This is a genomic window from Amycolatopsis sp. NPDC024027 (genome assembly GCF_040638975.1).
Lineage (GTDB): Bacteria > Actinomycetota > Actinomycetes > Mycobacteriales > Pseudonocardiaceae > Amycolatopsis.
This window is the reverse complement of record NZ_JBEZYY010000006.1, coordinates 130,781-145,972: the sequence shown is the minus strand read 5'-3', so window position 1 is coordinate 145,972 and position 15,192 is coordinate 130,781. Positions and strand designations below refer to the sequence as shown.

Here is a 15,192-nt window from a genome sequence, read left to right as displayed (position 1 = left end):
AAACCCTCGTTTTGGTCACCCTCCGTGGTAGCCGGGCCCGGTAGCCCGCCCGGCTGGCGCAGTGGGGAAGACCGGGCTGCCGGCTTCGCTACTGGCGGCAGTCACGCGCCCGGACGCCACCGACGTCGATCGGTGACGCTTCAGGAGGCCTTCCTCGACCGGACCGCGACCGATACCCTGCCGCCGGAGGTTTTCATGGCGCGCGTCTTCATCACCGGGTCCGCGGACGGCCTCGGCCTGGCGGCGGCCCGGGTCCTGCTCGGCGACGGGCACGACGTCGTCGTCCACGTGCGCGCCACGCCACGCCTCGACGCCGTACGGGAGCTCCTGGACCGGGGCGCCGAGGCCGTCGTCGCGGATCTGTCCGATGTGGAGCAGACGCGGGACCTCGCCGGCCGGGTGAACCGCCTCGGGCGGATGGACGCGGTGATCCACAACGCGGGTGTCCACACCGGGCGGGCGGTGCTGCCGGTGAACGTGGTCGCGCCCTACCTGCTCACGGCGCTCGTCGACACCCCGCGGCGCCTGGTCTACCTCAGCAGCAGCGAGCACTACCACGGCCGGGCGGAGCTCACCGGCCTCGACTGGACCGGTCGCCGGCCCGGTTCCTACCCGGACAGCAAGCTGTTCGTCACCACCTTGGCCGCGGCCGTCGCCCGCCTCCGGCCCGACGTGACCAGCAACGCGGTCGATCCGGGCTGGGTACCGACGAAGATGGGCGGCCCCGGCGCGCCCGACGACCTCCGGCTCGGGCACCTCACCCAGGAGTGGCTCGCCACCGGCGATGATCCGGACGCGCGCAGCTCCGGCGGGTACTGGCACCACCGGCGTCGCGTCCGGCCGCACCCGGCCGTGCGGGACCGCCGGTTCCAGGACCGGCTGCTCGAGACCCTGGCCGGCGTCACCGGAACGCGGCTCGCCCCGGCCGGCGAAGGGTCCACAGTGGAGCGTCCGGGACCCTGAGGGGCCGTCGGGGTCAGCCGGTCAGCCGGGGGAACAGCTCCCGCACGCCGCGCCGCAGCTCGTCGAGGGCCGCATCCTCGCCCGCGAGGTGCCGCAGCAGCGCTCGACGACATGAAGCGGCTCAAGGAAGAGATCCTCCCCAAGATCGACGCGATGTGAAAGGGACCGGCATGTCCGAACTCGAAGGAAAGCGCGTCTTCGTCACCGGCTCCGGTGCCGGCATCGGCAAGGCGATCGCGGCGCTGTGCACCGAACGCGGCGCCCGGGTGGTGATCAGCGACGCGGCCGAGCGGGCGGCCGGTGAGATCGGCGCCGCGGGCGTCGCCGACTGCGACGTCACCGACGAAGCCGGAGTCCAGTCGGCGATCCAGGAGGCGGTGGGCCTGCTCGGCGGCCTCGACGTCCTGGTCAACAACGCGGGCATCGAGGTGTCGTCCCCGCTGCTGCAGCAGCCGACGGAGAGTTTCGACAAGATCTTCGCGGTCAACGTGCGCGGCACGTTCGTGACGATGAAGGCGGCGATCCCGCACCTGGTGGAGTCGAAGGGGAACATCGTCAACATCGCGTCGATCGCGGGCCTCGGCGGCAGCCCGCTCCTCGGGTCGTACTGCGCGACGAAGGCCGCGGTCATCCAGCTGACCCGGGTCGCGGCGGTCGAGATGCGGCCGGCGGGGGTGCGGGTCAACGCGGTCTGCCCGGGCTTCGCGGACACGGCCATGGTCGAGCGGCTGGTCCCGGACTTCGAAGCGGCCACGCAGGTCCCGTTCGGTGACCTGGTGGCGGCCAAGCAGGGCCGGCTCGGCACCCCGCGGGACGTCGCGGAGGTGACGGCGTTCCTGGCGTCGGACCGGGCGAGCTGGATCACCGGCAGCCACTACGTCCTCGACGGCGGGCTGACCGCGTCCCTGGTGTGACCCCCCGAGGCCCGGCCGGTCCGCGACGAACCGGCCGGGCCTCGCGTATTTCACCGGTCTTCCGGTCCGTGCTGCCACGAACGAGTCAATGACGCGCGGTCAGCGGCCTGCGGAGGTCACTCGATGGTGTCAGGAGGTGGAAAGCCGGACCGGCCCGGCAGTAATTTCTGCTCCCGCGCGGCGTAGAACGCTGCCCTGGCCACGGGGCACCTCCGCGGCGGCACGGGCCAGTGCCCTCGAGCCACCGCGAATCGGCGGTCGTGCGGAAACGGAAATGGGAGTCGACAGCAGAGTGACCGTCACCGAAGAGATCACCACGCTTCTGCACCGCAACTTCGGCATCGCACCGGAGGCCGTGCGGATCGAGGCGTCGTTGCACGACCTGGGGATGGATTCTCTCGCCCTGGAGGAATTGCGCGTCCTGCTCGAGGAACGCCTGGACATCGACCTCGAAGACGTCCAGCTGACCTCCCGGGAGACCGTGGGGCAGCTGGCGACGGCGGTCGACGAGAAGACCGCCCGGTGACGCCGCGTCCGGCTGCGGCGGTGACCGGGCTGGGCCTGGTCACCGCGGCGGGCGTCGGTGCCGGCGCCGCGTGGCAGGGGGTGACCCGGTCCGGAGCCCCCTCCGGCGTCCGCCACCGGGCGGAACTGCAGGGGCTGTCCTGCGATTTCCTGTACACCGTCGACGATCTCGACACCGAGAGCGTGCTGGGCGTGCCGGCCCTGCGGATGATGGACCGGTTCTCCCAGCTCGCCGTGATCGCGGCCCGGGAGGCGGTGGCCGACGCCGGTCTCGACACCTCGGTGTGGGAAACGGACCGGGTCGCGGTCGTCATCGGCTCCGCCCACGGCGGCCTTCCGTTCTACGACCGGCAAAGCGCCGTCCTCGCGGAGAAGGGCGCCCGGCGGGTCTCGCCGAAACTCGCGCCGATGACCACGGTGAACAGCGCGGCCAGCAGCGTGTGCATGGACCTCGGCGCCCGGGGACCGAGCCTGAGCGTTTCCACCGCGTGTTCTTCGGGCACGGTCGCGATCGGGACCGCGCTGCAGCTGCTGCGCGGCGGAGCGTGCGACATCGTCATCGCCGGCGGCGCCGAGTCCGTGTGCTCCCGGTTGCTGATCGCCAGTGCCTGCCAGATGCGGGCGGTGTCCACCCGCCGGGACGATCCGGCGACGGCGTGCCGCCCGTTCGACGCCGACCGCGACGGGTTCGTCGTGGGGGAGGGCGCCGGTCTCGTCGTGCTGGAGCGGCCGGAGCACGCCGCGGCGCGCGGCGCGCGGATCCGGGCGGGCATCGCGGGTTACGGCGCCTCCAGCGACGCGTACGCGGCCGTGGCGCCGGATCCCGAAGGCGCGGGGATCGAGCGGGCGCTGCGGACCGCACTGGCCGACGCGGGCGTGGCGGCGGCCGACGTGGGCCACGTCAACGCCCACGGCACGTCCACCGTGATGAACGACCTGATCGAGGCCACCGTGCTGCACCGGGTGCTCGGCGACCGGCCGCTGGTGACCTCGACCAAGGCGATGACCGGACACGCGCTCGGCGCGGCCGGCGGCATCGAAACCGCGCTCACCGTGCTGGCCCTCGAGCGGCAGCTGGTGCCGCCCACCGGCAACTTCCGGACGCGGGACATCCGGATCCCGGTCGACGTCGTCGCGAAGGAAGCCCGGCCCGCCGCGTTCGAGTGCGCGGTCAAGACGTCGATGGGCTTCGGCGGTCACAACGCCGCCCTCGTCCTCACGAAGAGCTGCTGAGCCGGAGTCCCGGAGCAGAAGGAGATCATGCGCGAGGAAGTGGTCCGCCCGCTGACGCTCGGCGGAACCCGGTTCAGCTACCGGCTCCTCCGGCACCCCGACCCCCGGACGGAACCGGTGATCGTGCTCGGTGGCGGGTTCCAGGGCAGCCGGGGCTGGCCGCACATGGAGGATCGGATCGCCCCGGTGGCGGACTTCGTGACGGCGGACCTGCCCGGTGTGGGCGAGTCCGATTCCCTGCCGCCCGGAGCCGGGACGGAGTTCGCGGGCACCGCGGTCGACCGGATCCTCGACGACCTCGGCGCGCCGCGCGTCAACCTGTTCGGCTACTCCTACGGCGCGGAACTGGCCTTCGGCTGCGCCCAGCGCAACCCAGGCCGTATCGCGCGGCTGATGCTCGGCGGCGTGGTTTCGCACACCAGCGCCGCCCAGCGGGAGTCGTTGCGGCTGGCGGCCGGTCACCTGGAGCGGGGCGACACCGAGAACTTCGCCGCGGTGGCCGCGGGGATGCAGCTGTGCCTCGACGAAGACCGCCACATCCCCCGCCGTTCGCTGGTGTACCGCTACGTCAAGCGCTCGATGCAGCACGTCGCCGTCCACGTGCCCGACGTGCTGGCGTACCTGCAGCGGTCGCTGATCAGCAGCCCGTCCTTCGACGGCGGCCTGTCCGGGGTGCCGGCCCTGGTGTTCACCGGGGAGCACGACTCCATCACCGTCCCGGACCGGCAACGCGCCTTCGCGGCCACGATCCGGGGCAGCCGCTTCGCCGCGATCAAGGACTCCGACCACTGGGTCGTCCTGGAACGCGCGGCCGACGTCGCCGACCTGACCCTTCGCTTCTTCACCGACCAGTCTTGGGACGCTGCGCCGTACGTGGTGCCTCCGCCTTCGTGAGCGCGTCCGCGGTGAGGGTGAGGTGCCGGGTCAGCGCCTCGGCCGCGGCGTCCGCGTCGCGGGCCAGCGCCGCCTCCTCGAGCCGGCGGTGCTCGGCGAGGTGATCCCGGCCGGGGCCGTGGTGCGCCGACCAGCGGCGCGCCAGTTCGCTCGCGGCCCACAGCCGGTCGAACGTCTCCAGCAGGACCGGGTTTCCGCAGCCCGCCAGCAGCGTGCGGTGGAAGACCCGGTGGGCTTCCGACCACGCCTCGCTGTAGTACTCGCCCTCCTCGCGGACGAACGCCGGGGTGCGGGCCAGCCGGTGGTGGGCGGCCCGCACGTCGGCCTCCCAGCCGACGTCGCCGCGTTCGACGGACAGGCGCAGCACCATCGGTTCGATGGTCCGGCGGGCTTCCGCGATCTCCTGCCAGCGGCGGTGGGACAGGGCCGGGACGGCGAAGCCGCGGTTGGGCAGCCGGTCGGCGAGCCCGTCGCCGACCACGCGCACCAGCGCCTCCCGCATCACGGCCAGGCTGACGCCCTGCTCCTGGGCGAGGTCCTGGGGTTTGAGCGGCGTACCGGGGGCGTGGTCGCCGCGCATGATCGCGGCCCGGATGTGGGCGTAGACGCGTTCGGAGAGCATCCGCGGTGCCGGCGCGTCGGCTGGGGGCGTGGTCCGAGTCACCACGCCAGCATAGACGATCGTGGCGATAATCGATTATTGTCGCTATCGTCGATTGGGCGGCGGCTCCCCGCCCCGCGGCACGATCCGAGAGGAACGCTTTGAGCGTCAACGATCCCTTCGCCCGCCTGCCCGAGGCGGCGTCCTTCACCGTCACCAGCACCACCATCACCGACGGCGATGTCCTGCCGCCCGGGCAGCTGTCCGGGCAGGACACGTCGCCGCAGCTGTCGTGGAGCGGCGCCCCGCACGGCACCAAGAGCTACGCCGTCACCGTCTACGACCCCGACGCCCCCACCGGGTCCGGGTTCTGGCACTGGGCGGTCGCCGACATCCCCGCCGCCGTGACCGAACTTCCCGAGGGCGCCGGCGACGACACCGGCTCCGGCCTGCCGCCGGGGGCGTTCCAGCTGCCCAACGACGCCCGCGCGGCCCGGTTCCTCGGCGCCGCGCCGCCGGCCGGCCACGGCCCGCACCGCTACTTCGTCGTGGTGCACGCCCTCGACGTCGAGACCATCGGCGTCCCCGCCGACGCCACCCCGGCCTACCTCGGCTTCACCATGGCCTCGCACACGCTCGGCCGCGCGGTCCTCGTCGCGACGGCGGAAACGCCGGCGGCCGAACGCCTCGAGGTTTCCCGGCTGATCCCCGCCTCGGCCGGTGCCGTCTTCGCGGTGCTGACCGATCCGAAGGGGCACGTCGACATCGACGCGTCGGGAATGCTCATGGACGCCGAAGGAGACCGCGTGGCGCGGTCCGGTGACCGGTTCCGGGTCCACATGGACCGCGAAGCCCTGGGCGACTTCCCCCTGGGCAAGTACGAGGTCGAGGTGGTCATCACCACGCTCGTCCCGGACGAGGAAATCGCGTGGACCGTGGAAGCCGGGCGCGGGCCCCACGTCCGGCACATCTACGGCTACCGGCTCGAACCGGCCGAGGGTGGCACCCTGGTCACGTCCTACTACGACTGGTCGCAGATCGACGAAGGGTGGAAGCGGCGCAACGTCTTCCCGATCGTGCCCGAGTCCGCACTCAAGGCCACGCTGGGAATCCTCGAACGCACCGTCCGCCGGCGAGGCCGTTAAACGTCACTTTCGGCTGATTCTCCGCCGGATTTCGAATTGCTGGCCGTCGCGATCTTGCCGACACTCGGGGAATGGAGAAGACGGTTTCCGAACCCGAGACGCTGCCCGAGTCCGACGTCCGCTTCCCGATCGTCCTGCGCGGCTACGACCGCCGGCAGGTGGACGAGTACGTGCGGGTCGCGGAGAAGCGCGTGGACCGCCACGAGAAAGCGCGGCGGCTCGCGGAGCGCCGGCTGGCCAAGGCCCAGGTGCCCGCGCCCCGCGCCCCGGAACCGGACGACGCGGCCGGACTGGGCCGGCGGATCGAGAAGATCCTCCAGGTCGCGAAGGCCGAGGCCGCGGAGATCAAGGAACAGGCCCGCAAGGAGGGCGACGAACTGCGAGCGGCGGCGGAGAAAGCGGTCGCCGAGGCGGAGGCGGCTCGCGCGGAGACCGAGCGCGCCGCCCAGCGGGAAGCGCAACTGATCCTTTCCCGCGCGGAAGAGGAAGCCGCGACCATCCGGGCGACCCACCGGGCGGTGCTGGCCCAGCTGGGCCAGATCGCCGTCGTGGTCGACGAGGTGCGCGACCGGTTCGGCACCGAGGCGGAAGAGGAGAGCCCGGCCGCGGTGCCGGAGGCCGCGGAGGCGGTGTCGTCACTCGCGTGACCGGCGGCCGTCGAAGCAGGTGATGCTCGCCGAAATGGGCAGGTCTAGCCGGCGGCGCTCCAGCGGCGGATCGCGAACCGGCTGCCGTCGCGGCGGACTTCGGCTGCGCCCGGCCCTCCGAAGTGGGCCGGAACCACGAGTTCGCCGGTGTCCGCCGCGCGTTCGAGGATTCCGCGCCGGGTGGTGGCGGCCTGGTGCGGGTCTTCGCAGAAGCAGCTGCTGTGTTCCGGCGCCAGGATCTGGACCGGGCTGTGCAGCAGGTCGCCGACGAACACCGCCCGATCGCCGCCGGACGACACGCGCAGGACCGATGAGCCCGGGGTGTGGCCGGGGGCGGCTTCCAGGGTCAGGTTCCGGTCGATGCGGTGGCTGCCTTCCCACAGCACGGCCCGGCCCAGCACGGGGGCGACGCTGTCGGCGTAGACCAGCAAGCTGCCTTCGCGGCGCAGCTGCTCGTGGCCGGTGCGGGGAGCGGGGCGGCGATGGGCGTTGTCCGGGTCGAAGTACACCTGGTCGGCGCGGGGGATCAGGTAAGTGGCGCGGGGGAACGCCGGCACCCATTCGCCGTTGCGGAGTTCGGTGTTCCAGCCGACGTGGTCGTAGTGGATGTGGGTGTTGACGACGATGTCGACGTCCTCCGGCCGGACGCCGGCCGCCGCCAGCCGGTCGAGGAAGGGCGTCGCCAGGTGGTCGAACAGCGGGATCTGCGGCCGGTGCCGGTCGTTGCCGACGCCGGTGTCGACCAGGATCACCCGGCCTTCGCTGCGGAGCACCCAGGTCTGCACGGCGCCGCGGTAGCCGCCGGTCTCCGGGTTCCAGTGGTCGGGCGCGAGCCAGGCGGCGTTGTCCGTCCACAGCCGGGGCGGGCTGCCGGGGATGATGGATCCCACCGGGGCGATCTCGCCTTGCCACTCGATGACGCGCAGGACTTCGACTTCGCCGATGTGCATGATTCCACGCTAGGACACGCAGGTGAGCGTTTCGATGCTTCAATCGCTCATCGTGATGCTTGATCGTCTCAGGGATACGATGACCGGATGGACGTGCTGAGTGCCGCGATCGCCGCGGTGCGGGTGGGGCAGCCCGTGTCGAACCGCCTCCGGGCCGGTTCGGAGTGGTGCTACCGCTTCGCGCCGTACGAGGGCGCGGGCTTCCACGTGCTGCTGCGCGGCAGCGGCTGGCTGCTCCCGGACGGCGGGAAGCCGGTGGCGCTCGGCCCCGGCGACGTCGTCCTGGTCCCGCACGGTGGCGCGCACACCCTGTCCTCGACGCCGGACGCGACCGGCGCGGTGCCGTTCGAAGCGGCGGTGGCCGAGCCGGCCGGCCGCACCGAGTTCCTGTGCGGCAAGTACCGGCTGTCCCACGTGCGGCGCCACCCCTTGCTCGCGAGCCTGCCGGAGGTCGTGCACCTGCCCGCCGAAGTCGGGCGGCACCTCGACCTGCGCGCGGCCATCGACCTGCTCGGCGGCGAGGTGAGCGACCGGCGGCCGGGCTCGGCCACGGTCCTCACCGCCCTGCTCGACCTGCTGCTGGTCTACCTGATCCGCGCTTGGCTGGACGACCACCCGGGCACCGGGTGGCCGCAGGCGCTGCGAGACCCGGAAATCGGCGCCGCACTGGAAGCGCTGCACGAGCACCCCGAAGCGCCGTGGCGGATCGAGGACCTGGCCGCCCGGGTGGGCCTTTCCCGGGCGACCCTGGCCCGCCGGTTCACGGCGCTGACGGGACAGCCGCCCATGGCGTACCTGACGTGGTGGCGGCTCACGACGGCGGCGCGCCTGCTCCAGGACACGGATCTGCCGTTGCCGTCGATCGCCGCCAAGGTCGGTTACGCCTCACCGTTCGCGTTCTCGCACGCGTTCAAGCGCCGGTTCGGGGTGGCACCGGGCGGGTTCAGGACCGGTCGATGACGGCACCGGCCGCCCGTTTCCCGATCGAGCGCAGGACGCCGATCGGGTCTTCGCCCGCCGCGTGCAGGCCGACGTGGTCCGCTCCCGCCGCCAGCTCCGCGCGGATGCCGGCCACGATGGCCTCCTCGTCGCCGTGCAGGACGAGCGCGTCGATCAAGCGGTCGCTGAAGGGCTCGGTGAGGTCCTCGTCGGTGTAGCCGATCCGCCGGAGGTTGCCGGCGTAGTTGGCGATCCCCAGCATGGGGCGCACGGCGGCCCGGCCGGTCTCCCGGGCCCGTGCGACGTCGGTGTCCAGCAGCACGCCGTGGCCGGGGAGCACCAGCTTGTCCGGGCCGAGGACCTCCCGCGCACGCCGGGTGTGCTCGGGCGTCACCTGGAGCGTGAGCGTCCCCGCGGCGCGGTCGGCCGCCAGCCGGAGCATCCGGGGCCCGAGCGCGGCCAGCAGCACGCGGCCGGCGGGGACACCGGCCGCGTGCAGGGTGTCCAGGTAGCTCGCGACCTTCGCCACCGGCGAGGCGTACCCGGCGTTGATCTCCCGGTGGCCGGCGCCGATGCCGAGGAGGAGCCGATCGGCGTGTTTCCGCGCGATCCGGTGGTAGGAGGCCGCGACCTCTTCCGCGTCGGCCTGCCACACGTTCAGCACGCTGGTGCCCACCACGATCCGGCTGGTGGCGTCGAGCAGCCGCTCCGCGGGGAGGAGATCGGCGGCCGGCGACGCGGCCAGCCAGACCGCGCCGTAGCCGGCTTCTTCCAGCGCGACGGCCTGCGCCGCGGTCGCCTCGGCCGCGGTCAGGTAAGCGCCGAGCCGGCCCAGTTCGATTGTCATGATCACGACTTCAGCACCGGGCGGCGACGCGAACCAGGGGCAACCCGCACGGGCTGCGATAAGCTCGCCTTATCGTCGGAGGTGGGCACCATGGAGTTGCGGGCTCTGCGGTATTTCGTCGCGGTGGCCGACGAACTGCACTTCGGCCGGGCCGCCGAGCGGCTGCACATCGCCCAGCCCGCCGTCAGCCAGCAGATCGCGCGGCTGGAGCGGGAGCTCGGGGTCCGGCTGCTCGACCGGTCACCCCGGCGGGTCCGGCTCACCGCGGCCGGGAGGCGGGTGCTCGAGGCGGCGCGCAGCACGCTCGCCGCGGCCGGTCAGGTGCAGATCGCGGCGCAGCAGGTCATGACGACGGTGCGCATCGGCACCGCCGCGGGCATGACCGCCCGCCTGGAACGCGGTATCGACGCACTCCGGGCGCGGGCGCCGGAGTTCGACGTGGTGCTGGTCGACCTGCCGGTCGAAGCCCGGCTCAACGCGCTCCGGCAGGGTGAGCTCGACCTGGCGCTGACTCGCGGCGTGCGAGCCGTGCCCGGGCTCACGGTGCTGCCGGCGTGGAACGAACGCTTGTTCGCGGTGGTGTCCCGGCACCACCCGGCCGCGGACCGCGCGGGCGTCGGCGTCGGCCTCGCCGACTTGGCCGGTGGCACACTGCGCGTCCCCGCCCGCGAGCACGACCCGCCGCTGCACGACGCCGTCGTCTCGGCGCTGAGCGACACCGGTCTGGCCCCGCGAGCGGGCCGGCCGACGGGCACGCTCCAGGACACGATCGTCGAAGTCGGCTCGGAGCCGCGGAGCTGGACGGTGCTGCCCGCCGACCAGGTCGCCGAAATCCGCTCGACCCGGGTCCGGTCGATCCCGCTCGAGCCCGCGCTCACGATCGCCGGCAGCGTCGTCGTGGTCCCGGGCAACGCGGGCCCTGCGGCCGAGTGCGCGGTAGGGGCCTTCCGCGACGAGGTGGTCGAGCACCGTCCATAGTGGACAGTCGAGGAGGCGTTCAGCCGCCGAATGCCCCGATCGCATTCCTTGCCGTGGTCAGAGTGCGGGCTTGCCCGGCTGGTAGAGCCAGGTCCGGAAGAACGAGCCGAGGTCGCGGTGGGTCAGGCGCTCGACGAACTGGATGAATTGCCGCGTCGAGACGTTGCCGTACCGGTGCGCCGTCGGCCATTGCGTGAGCACGTCGAAGAAGGCGCGGTCGCCGATCTTCGTGCGCAGGGCCTGCAGGGTCATCGCGCCGCGGTTGTAGACCAGGTCGTCGAAGATGTTGTCGCGCCCGGGGTCGGCGACTTCGCCGGTCCAGTCCTTCTCGTCGGCGTAGGCCTTCGCGAAGGTCTGCTGCACCGGGACGCCGTTGAACTTCTCCTGGTAGAGCCACTCCGAGTAGGTCGCGAAGCCTTCGTTGAGCCAGATGTCCGACCAGTGCACCGGAGTGAGGCTGTCGCCGAACCACTGGTGGCCGAGTTCGTGGGCGAGCAGGTCGCCGTCGACGTCGCTGGTGCTCTGGTCGTAGACCGGCCGGCTCTGGGTCTCGAGGGCGTAGTCGACGCCGACGTCGGCGATGATGCCGCCGGTCGAGTCGAACGGATACTGCCCGTACATCGAGGATTCCCACTGGATGATCTGCGCCGTGGTCTGGTTGAACACCTTGCCCTGCCCGGGTTTGGTGTCGATCGACTTGCCGATCGCGGTGATGTTCGGCAGGCCGCCGGCCGTCACGCCGCGGGTGACGTCGTAGTCGCCGATCGCGAGCATGCTCAGCTCGCTGGCCATCGGCCGGTTCATGGACCAGCGGAAGGTGGTCCGGTGATCGCGGGTGGTGGTGGGCCCGGGTTCGCCGTTGGCCAGCACGGTGAGCCCGGTCGGCACGGTGATGGTCTGGGTGTAGGTCGCCTTGTCGTCGGGGGTGTCGTTCACCGGGTAGTAGGTCGCCGCGCCGATCGGCTGGTTGAGCGCGACCGCGCCGTCCTTGGTGGCGACCCAGCCGGAGAGGCCCAGCGCGGGGTCGTCGATCTTCTGCGGGACGCCGGCGTAGGTCACCGACACGACGAACGGGCTGCCCTTCCGCAGACCGTACGGCGGGGTGATCACCAGCTCCTGGGCGCCGCTGCGGGTGAAGGCGGCGTCCCGGCCGTTCACCGAGAGCTTGCTGATCGTCAGCGGTCCCTGGAAGTCCAGGTCGAAGCGGGAGAGGTCCTGGGTGGCCGTGGCGAGGATCGTCGTGGTCGCGTCGATCGCTCCGGTGCCGGGGTCGAACGCCAGCCGGATGTCGTAGTGGCCGACGTCGTAGCCGCCGTTGCCCATGTCGGGGAAGTACGGATCCCCGGCGCCGGGCGCACCGGGGGAGTACCGCGGCGCCGGGGCAGGGGCCGCGGCGGCTGCCGGGCTCGTCGCGGCCAGCAGACCGGCGGACAGGGCGCAGGAGACGACCAGCAAGTGGCCACGGCTTCGGTTGGCGCCTCGCATGGGTCCTCCTCGGCAGGCATCGACGCTGAAGAGTAGGTCCGGTCCGCCACGCGCATCAAGCCTGGTGGGGCGTCGCGCCCGAAACCGCCGCGGTCGTCCGGATCTCCGTTGCGGCCGAGGACCGCCGGGCGTCGTCGCCTTCGCCGACCAAGGCATCGCCGCACCGAAGAAGACCAACGCGAACTACGACTCGTGGTCGGGTTCCGCGGTCGTGGACACCGCGAACACGACCGGCAGCTTCACCGGCACGATCACCTCACGGGCGTTCACCCTCGACCGCGCCCACCTGCACTTCCTCCTCGCCGGCGGCCCCCACGCGCCGGTCGCCTGGCCGACCAGCTGCTGCTCAGCGACTGAGCATCCGGCCGGATGGGGCCACTGCAGCCGGATGGTCACGGATTGTCCCGTCGGGTCGTGGAGCGACCGCCGCCGGTGAGCGTGCCGGTGGGTACGGCGACCGGTGCGCCGGTGGCGTCCCTGACCTCGGACAGGCTGACACCGGGAGCCGTTTCGACCAGGCGGAGGCCGTCGGGGGTGACGTCGAGGACGCCGAGGTCGGTGATGATGCGGCTGATGCAGCGGCGGCCGGTCAGCGGGAGGGTGCTCTCGGTGACGATCTTGGGCCGGCCGTCGCGGGTGGTGTGCTCGGTGAGGGCGATGACGTGGCGGGCGCCGTGGACGAGGTCCATCGCGCCACCCATGCCCTTGATCATTTTTCCGGGGACGGTCCAGTTGGCGAGGTCGCCGTGGGCGGAGACCTGCATGGCGCCGAGGATGGCGGTGTCGATGTGGCCGCCGCGGATCATGCCGAAGGAGGCGGCGGAGTCGAAGAAGGCGGCGCCGGCCAGGATGGTGACGGTTTCCTTGCCGGCGTTGACCAGGTCGGGATCGAGCTGGTCGACGCGCGGGTACGGGCCGGTGCCCAGGATTCCGTTCTCGGAGTGGAGCACGACCCGGACCCCGGGCGGGACGTGGTCGGGGACGAGCGTCGGCAGGCCGATGCCGAGGTTGACGTAGCTGCCGTCGGTGAGTTCGGCGGCGGCCCGGGCGGCCATCTGGTCACGAGTCCACGGCATCAGCCGATGGTCCTTTCGAGGGTGAGACGTTCGATGGGCTTGTCCGCGGCCTGCTCGGGGGTCAGCTCGACGACGCGCTGGACGTAGATGCCCGGCAGGTGCACCTGGCCGGGGTCGAGGACACCGGGCTCGACGAGCTCTTCGACCTCGGCGATGGTGATCCGCCCGGCTGCGGCGGCCAGCGGGTTGAAGTTGGCCGCCGAGCGGTGGAAGACGAGGTTGCCGTGCCGGTCGCCGCGAGCGGCGTGCACCAGGGCGAAGTCGCAGGTGATGGCGTGTTCGAGGACGTACTCGCGGCCGGCGAAGGTCCGGGTCTCCCGCGGCGGGGACGCGAGCGCGACCGTGCCGTCGGCGGCGTAGCGCCAGGGCAGGCCCCCTTCGGCGATCTGCGTGCCGACGCCGGCGGGCGTGTAGAACGCGGGTATGCCGGCCCCGCCGGCACGCAAGCGCTCGGCGAGGGTGCCCTGCGGGATCAGCTCCACCTCGAGCTCGCCGGCCAGGTACTGGCGGGCGAACTCCTTGTTCTCGCCCACGTAGGAGGCGGTGACGCGGGCGGCGCGGCGCGCCTCGAGCAGGATGCCGAGGCCGCGTCCGTCGGTGCCGCAGTTGTTGGACACCAGGCGCAAGCCGCTGGTGCCGGTGTCGTGCACGGTCCGGATGAGGGTCTGGGGGATGCCGCACAACCCGAAGCCGCCGACCGCCAGGGAGGCGCCGTCGGGGATGTCGGCCACGGCCTGCGTGGCGCTCGGGATCACTTTGTCCATGGAAGGGGCCGCTCCTGGTGGCGGCCCGGGGCGCTCGCTCGCGGACGAGCGCCCCGGGCCGCGGTCTCGGTGGTGGTTACGGGCAGGTGTTGTCGAGGACGTAGTAGTTGCCGCCGGTTTGGCGCAGCTTGGTGCTGCCGTAGTAGACGTCGAGGCCGAGGTTCTGGGCGGAGCCGTTGGCCAGGGCGTAGCCGTAGGTGTCGTGCGCTCGTCCGGCGAGGACGTGGGCGTGGTTGGACGCGGTGAAGCAGGCCCCGGCCGGCGGGGTCGTGCTGGTGGGCGGGGTGGTCCCGGTCGTCGGAGTACCGGTGGCCGGGTTCTCGTGCGCGATGATGAACGCGCGCATCTCGGCCAGGGCGGTGTTGTCGGAGATGATGGTGAAGTGCGTCGGCGCCGCCGCGCCGGAGAGCAGGAAGTTCTCGTCGGCGCCCGCGAGTTTCGCGGTGTCGTAGGGGGCGGCGTTGGTGTCGTTGACCGACCGGATCGTCAGGTAGGCGATCGGTGGGTGGCCGGGCACTTCGGTGCCGGAGTTGAGCGCCGTCAGGAACGGCGAGCCGGCGTCGCCGAACTGCTGGCAGGAGCGGTAGAACTGGCAGCCGTTGTTCGTGGTGCCGTGCTGGGGGCCGGCGTAGCCGATGTACTGCGAGACCTTGTCCGCGCCGCCGAGGTTCTTGATGTAGTAGCGGGCCGCCAGGGTGGACGCCGACCAGGTCGCGAGCACGACCTTCGACGCACCGGTCTGGGCGCGCACCTGGTCGACCTCGGTGCCGAGTTCCTGGGCGGCTTTCGCCAGGTCCTGCGTCATGCTGCTGCTGTCGGTCCAGGTGAACAGCCGGTTCGCCGCCCACCCGTTCGACTGCAGGTTCGACTTCATCGCGTCCATGTTGGACGGGGTGCCGGTCATGCCCGGGACCATGATGACCGGGTCGTGGGTGGCGGTGGGAGCGGCACCGGCCGCGCCCGTGGTCACGGCGACAGCGGTGGCGACCACAGTGGCCAGTACGGCGGAACCGGCGGCCAGCAGGCGGGCCCGGCGGCCGGAGCCGGTCCGCGCCGCGGACGATGAGCGAGGTTGGGCAGGCATCGTTGCCTCCTTGAAACGACAGCACGAGGGGAACCTGGAATTGCGCTTTCGGCAGACCCGGTACGTCAAGATCCGTGGTCCGAGGTGCCAACACTGTAGGTAGCGCACCCCCGTCGGGGGCTATGTGCGAGCAGCACACGATTCAGC

General features: G+C 72.1%; 16 protein-coding genes. 9 read left to right on the top strand and 7 right to left on the bottom strand.

The window, feature by feature from the left end:
• The first annotated feature begins 132 nt into the window (after positions 1-132).
• The 5 genes from AB0F52_RS17255 (at position 133) to AB0F52_RS17235 (ending at position 4,529) form a co-directional block, all read left to right on the top strand.
• On the top strand, positions 133-963 hold the full coding sequence (locus tag AB0F52_RS17255) for an SDR family NAD(P)-dependent oxidoreductase (RefSeq protein WP_360171233.1): 831 nt from the start codon (positions 133-135) through the stop codon (positions 961-963).
• Between the two features lie 170 nt (positions 964-1,133).
• Positions 1,134-1,877, top strand: coding sequence for a glucose 1-dehydrogenase (locus AB0F52_RS17250; RefSeq protein WP_360171230.1), 744 nt, complete (start codon positions 1,134-1,136; stop codon positions 1,875-1,877).
• Between the two features lie 274 nt (positions 1,878-2,151).
• Positions 2,152-2,403, top strand: coding sequence for a phosphopantetheine-binding protein (locus AB0F52_RS17245; protein ID WP_360171227.1), 252 nt, complete (start codon positions 2,152-2,154; stop codon positions 2,401-2,403).
• On the top strand, positions 2,400-3,635 hold the full coding sequence (locus AB0F52_RS17240) for a beta-ketoacyl-[acyl-carrier-protein] synthase family protein (RefSeq protein WP_360171224.1): 1,236 nt from the start codon (positions 2,400-2,402) through the stop codon (positions 3,633-3,635). Before AB0F52_RS17245 ends, AB0F52_RS17240 begins: the two co-directional genes overlap by 4 nt.
• A 27-nt stretch (positions 3,636-3,662) precedes the next feature.
• Positions 3,663-4,529 carry an alpha/beta hydrolase gene (locus AB0F52_RS17235; RefSeq protein ID WP_360171221.1) on the top strand — a complete coding sequence of 289 codons (867 nt, stop codon included), beginning with the start codon at positions 3,663-3,665 and terminating at the stop codon, positions 4,527-4,529.
• On the opposite strand, the gene AB0F52_RS17230 is transcribed toward AB0F52_RS17235, so the two are convergent.
• Positions 4,477-5,151 carry a GntR family transcriptional regulator gene (locus AB0F52_RS17230; RefSeq protein WP_360172019.1) on the bottom strand — a complete coding sequence of 225 codons (675 nt, stop codon included), beginning with the start codon at positions 5,149-5,151 and terminating at the stop codon, positions 4,477-4,479. The two genes, AB0F52_RS17235 and AB0F52_RS17230, sit on opposite strands and share 53 nt — an antisense overlap.
• 140 nt (positions 5,152-5,291) lie before the next feature.
• Here AB0F52_RS17230 and AB0F52_RS17225 point away from each other — a divergent pair, with 140 nt between their 5' ends.
• Together AB0F52_RS17225 and AB0F52_RS17220 are read left to right on the top strand one after the other, a co-directional pair.
• Positions 5,292-6,275 (top strand): YbhB/YbcL family Raf kinase inhibitor-like protein, encoded by a 984-nt coding sequence (locus tag AB0F52_RS17225; RefSeq protein ID WP_360171218.1) that lies wholly within the window; start codon positions 5,292-5,294, stop codon positions 6,273-6,275.
• Positions 6,276-6,346: 71 nt separating this feature from the next.
• Positions 6,347-6,922 (top strand): hypothetical protein, encoded by a 576-nt coding sequence (locus AB0F52_RS17220; protein ID WP_360171215.1) that lies wholly within the window; start codon positions 6,347-6,349, stop codon positions 6,920-6,922.
• A 44-nt stretch (positions 6,923-6,966) separates the two neighbouring features.
• On the opposite strand, the gene AB0F52_RS17215 is transcribed toward AB0F52_RS17220, so the two are convergent.
• Positions 6,967-7,872 (bottom strand): MBL fold metallo-hydrolase, encoded by a 906-nt coding sequence (locus tag AB0F52_RS17215; protein WP_360171212.1) that lies wholly within the window; start codon positions 7,870-7,872, stop codon positions 6,967-6,969.
• Positions 7,873-7,959: 87 nt separating this feature from the next.
• Here AB0F52_RS17215 and AB0F52_RS17210 point away from each other — a divergent pair, with 87 nt between their 5' ends.
• On the top strand, positions 7,960-8,832 hold the full coding sequence (locus tag AB0F52_RS17210; RefSeq protein ID WP_360171209.1) for an AraC family transcriptional regulator: 873 nt from the start codon (positions 7,960-7,962) through the stop codon (positions 8,830-8,832).
• Here the strand turns inward: AB0F52_RS17210 and AB0F52_RS17205 are convergent.
• Positions 8,816-9,658 (bottom strand): TIGR03620 family F420-dependent LLM class oxidoreductase, encoded by an 843-nt coding sequence (locus AB0F52_RS17205; RefSeq protein ID WP_360171206.1) that lies wholly within the window; start codon positions 9,656-9,658, stop codon positions 8,816-8,818. The two genes, AB0F52_RS17210 and AB0F52_RS17205, sit on opposite strands and share 17 nt — an antisense overlap.
• 90 nt (positions 9,659-9,748) lie before the next feature.
• On the opposite strand from AB0F52_RS17205, the gene AB0F52_RS17200 reads away from it, so the two are divergent.
• Positions 9,749-10,636 carry a LysR family transcriptional regulator gene (locus AB0F52_RS17200; RefSeq protein ID WP_360171203.1) on the top strand — a complete coding sequence of 296 codons (888 nt, stop codon included), beginning with the start codon at positions 9,749-9,751 and terminating at the stop codon, positions 10,634-10,636.
• A gap of 57 nt (positions 10,637-10,693) precedes the next feature.
• Here the strand turns inward: AB0F52_RS17200 and AB0F52_RS17195 are convergent, their stop codons facing one another.
• The 4 genes from AB0F52_RS17195 to AB0F52_RS17180 all read right to left on the bottom strand — a co-directional run bounded on the left by AB0F52_RS17195 (position 10,694) and on the right by AB0F52_RS17180 (position 15,045).
• On the bottom strand, positions 10,694-12,121 hold the full coding sequence (locus tag AB0F52_RS17195; RefSeq protein ID WP_360171200.1) for a M1 family metallopeptidase: 1,428 nt from the start codon (positions 12,119-12,121) through the stop codon (positions 10,694-10,696).
• Between the two features lie 392 nt (positions 12,122-12,513).
• Positions 12,514-13,197 (bottom strand): CoA transferase subunit B, encoded by a 684-nt coding sequence (locus AB0F52_RS17190; protein ID WP_360171197.1) that lies wholly within the window; start codon positions 13,195-13,197, stop codon positions 12,514-12,516.
• Positions 13,197-13,961, bottom strand: a complete 765-nt coding sequence (locus AB0F52_RS17185; protein ID WP_360171194.1) for a CoA transferase subunit A — start codon at positions 13,959-13,961, stop codon at positions 13,197-13,199. Before AB0F52_RS17185 ends, AB0F52_RS17190 begins: the two co-directional genes overlap by 1 nt.
• 76 nt (positions 13,962-14,037) lie before the next feature.
• The gene (locus AB0F52_RS17180) at positions 14,038-15,045 is read right to left on the bottom strand and encodes a hypothetical protein (RefSeq protein ID WP_360171191.1); all 1,008 of its coding nucleotides are present in this window, start codon (positions 15,043-15,045) and stop codon (positions 14,038-14,040) included.
• Positions 15,046-15,192: the final 147 nt, after the last annotated feature.

What these genes read in the sequence shown, in the direction of transcription:
- AB0F52_RS17250 (WP_360171230.1), top strand. Translation starts at nt 1,134, where the DNA reads ATGTCCGAACTCGAAGGAAAGCGCGTCTTCGTCACCGGCTCCGGTGCC.
- AB0F52_RS17235 (WP_360171221.1), top strand. Translation starts at nt 3,663, where the DNA reads ATGCGCGAGGAAGTGGTCCGCCCGCTGACGCTCGGCGGAACCCGGTTC.
- AB0F52_RS17245 (WP_360171227.1), top strand. Translation starts at nt 2,152, where the DNA reads ATGGGAGTCGACAGCAGAGTGACCGTCACCGAAGAGATCACCACGCTT.
- AB0F52_RS17215 (WP_360171212.1), bottom strand. Translation starts at nt 7,872, where the DNA reads ATGCACATCGGCGAAGTCGAAGTCCTGCGCGTCATCGAGTGGCAAGGC.
- AB0F52_RS17205 (WP_360171206.1), bottom strand. Translation starts at nt 9,658, where the DNA reads ATGACAATCGAACTGGGCCGGCTCGGCGCTTACCTGACCGCGGCCGAG.
- AB0F52_RS17210 (WP_360171209.1), top strand. Translation starts at nt 7,960, where the DNA reads ATGGACGTGCTGAGTGCCGCGATCGCCGCGGTGCGGGTGGGGCAGCCC.
- AB0F52_RS17185 (WP_360171194.1), bottom strand. Translation starts at nt 13,961, where the DNA reads ATGGACAAAGTGATCCCGAGCGCCACGCAGGCCGTGGCCGACATCCCC.
- AB0F52_RS17195 (WP_360171200.1), bottom strand. Translation starts at nt 12,121, where the DNA reads ATGCGAGGCGCCAACCGAAGCCGTGGCCACTTGCTGGTCGTCTCCTGC.
- AB0F52_RS17230 (WP_360172019.1), bottom strand. Translation starts at nt 5,151, where the DNA reads ATGCTCTCCGAACGCGTCTACGCCCACATCCGGGCCGCGATCATGCGC.
- AB0F52_RS17220 (WP_360171215.1), top strand. Translation starts at nt 6,347, where the DNA reads ATGGAGAAGACGGTTTCCGAACCCGAGACGCTGCCCGAGTCCGACGTC.
- AB0F52_RS17180 (WP_360171191.1), bottom strand. Translation starts at nt 15,045, where the DNA reads ATGCCTGCCCAACCTCGCTCATCGTCCGCGGCGCGGACCGGCTCCGGC.
- AB0F52_RS17190 (WP_360171197.1), bottom strand. Translation starts at nt 13,197, where the DNA reads ATGCCGTGGACTCGTGACCAGATGGCCGCCCGGGCCGCCGCCGAACTC.
- AB0F52_RS17200 (WP_360171203.1), top strand. Translation starts at nt 9,749, where the DNA reads ATGGAGTTGCGGGCTCTGCGGTATTTCGTCGCGGTGGCCGACGAACTG.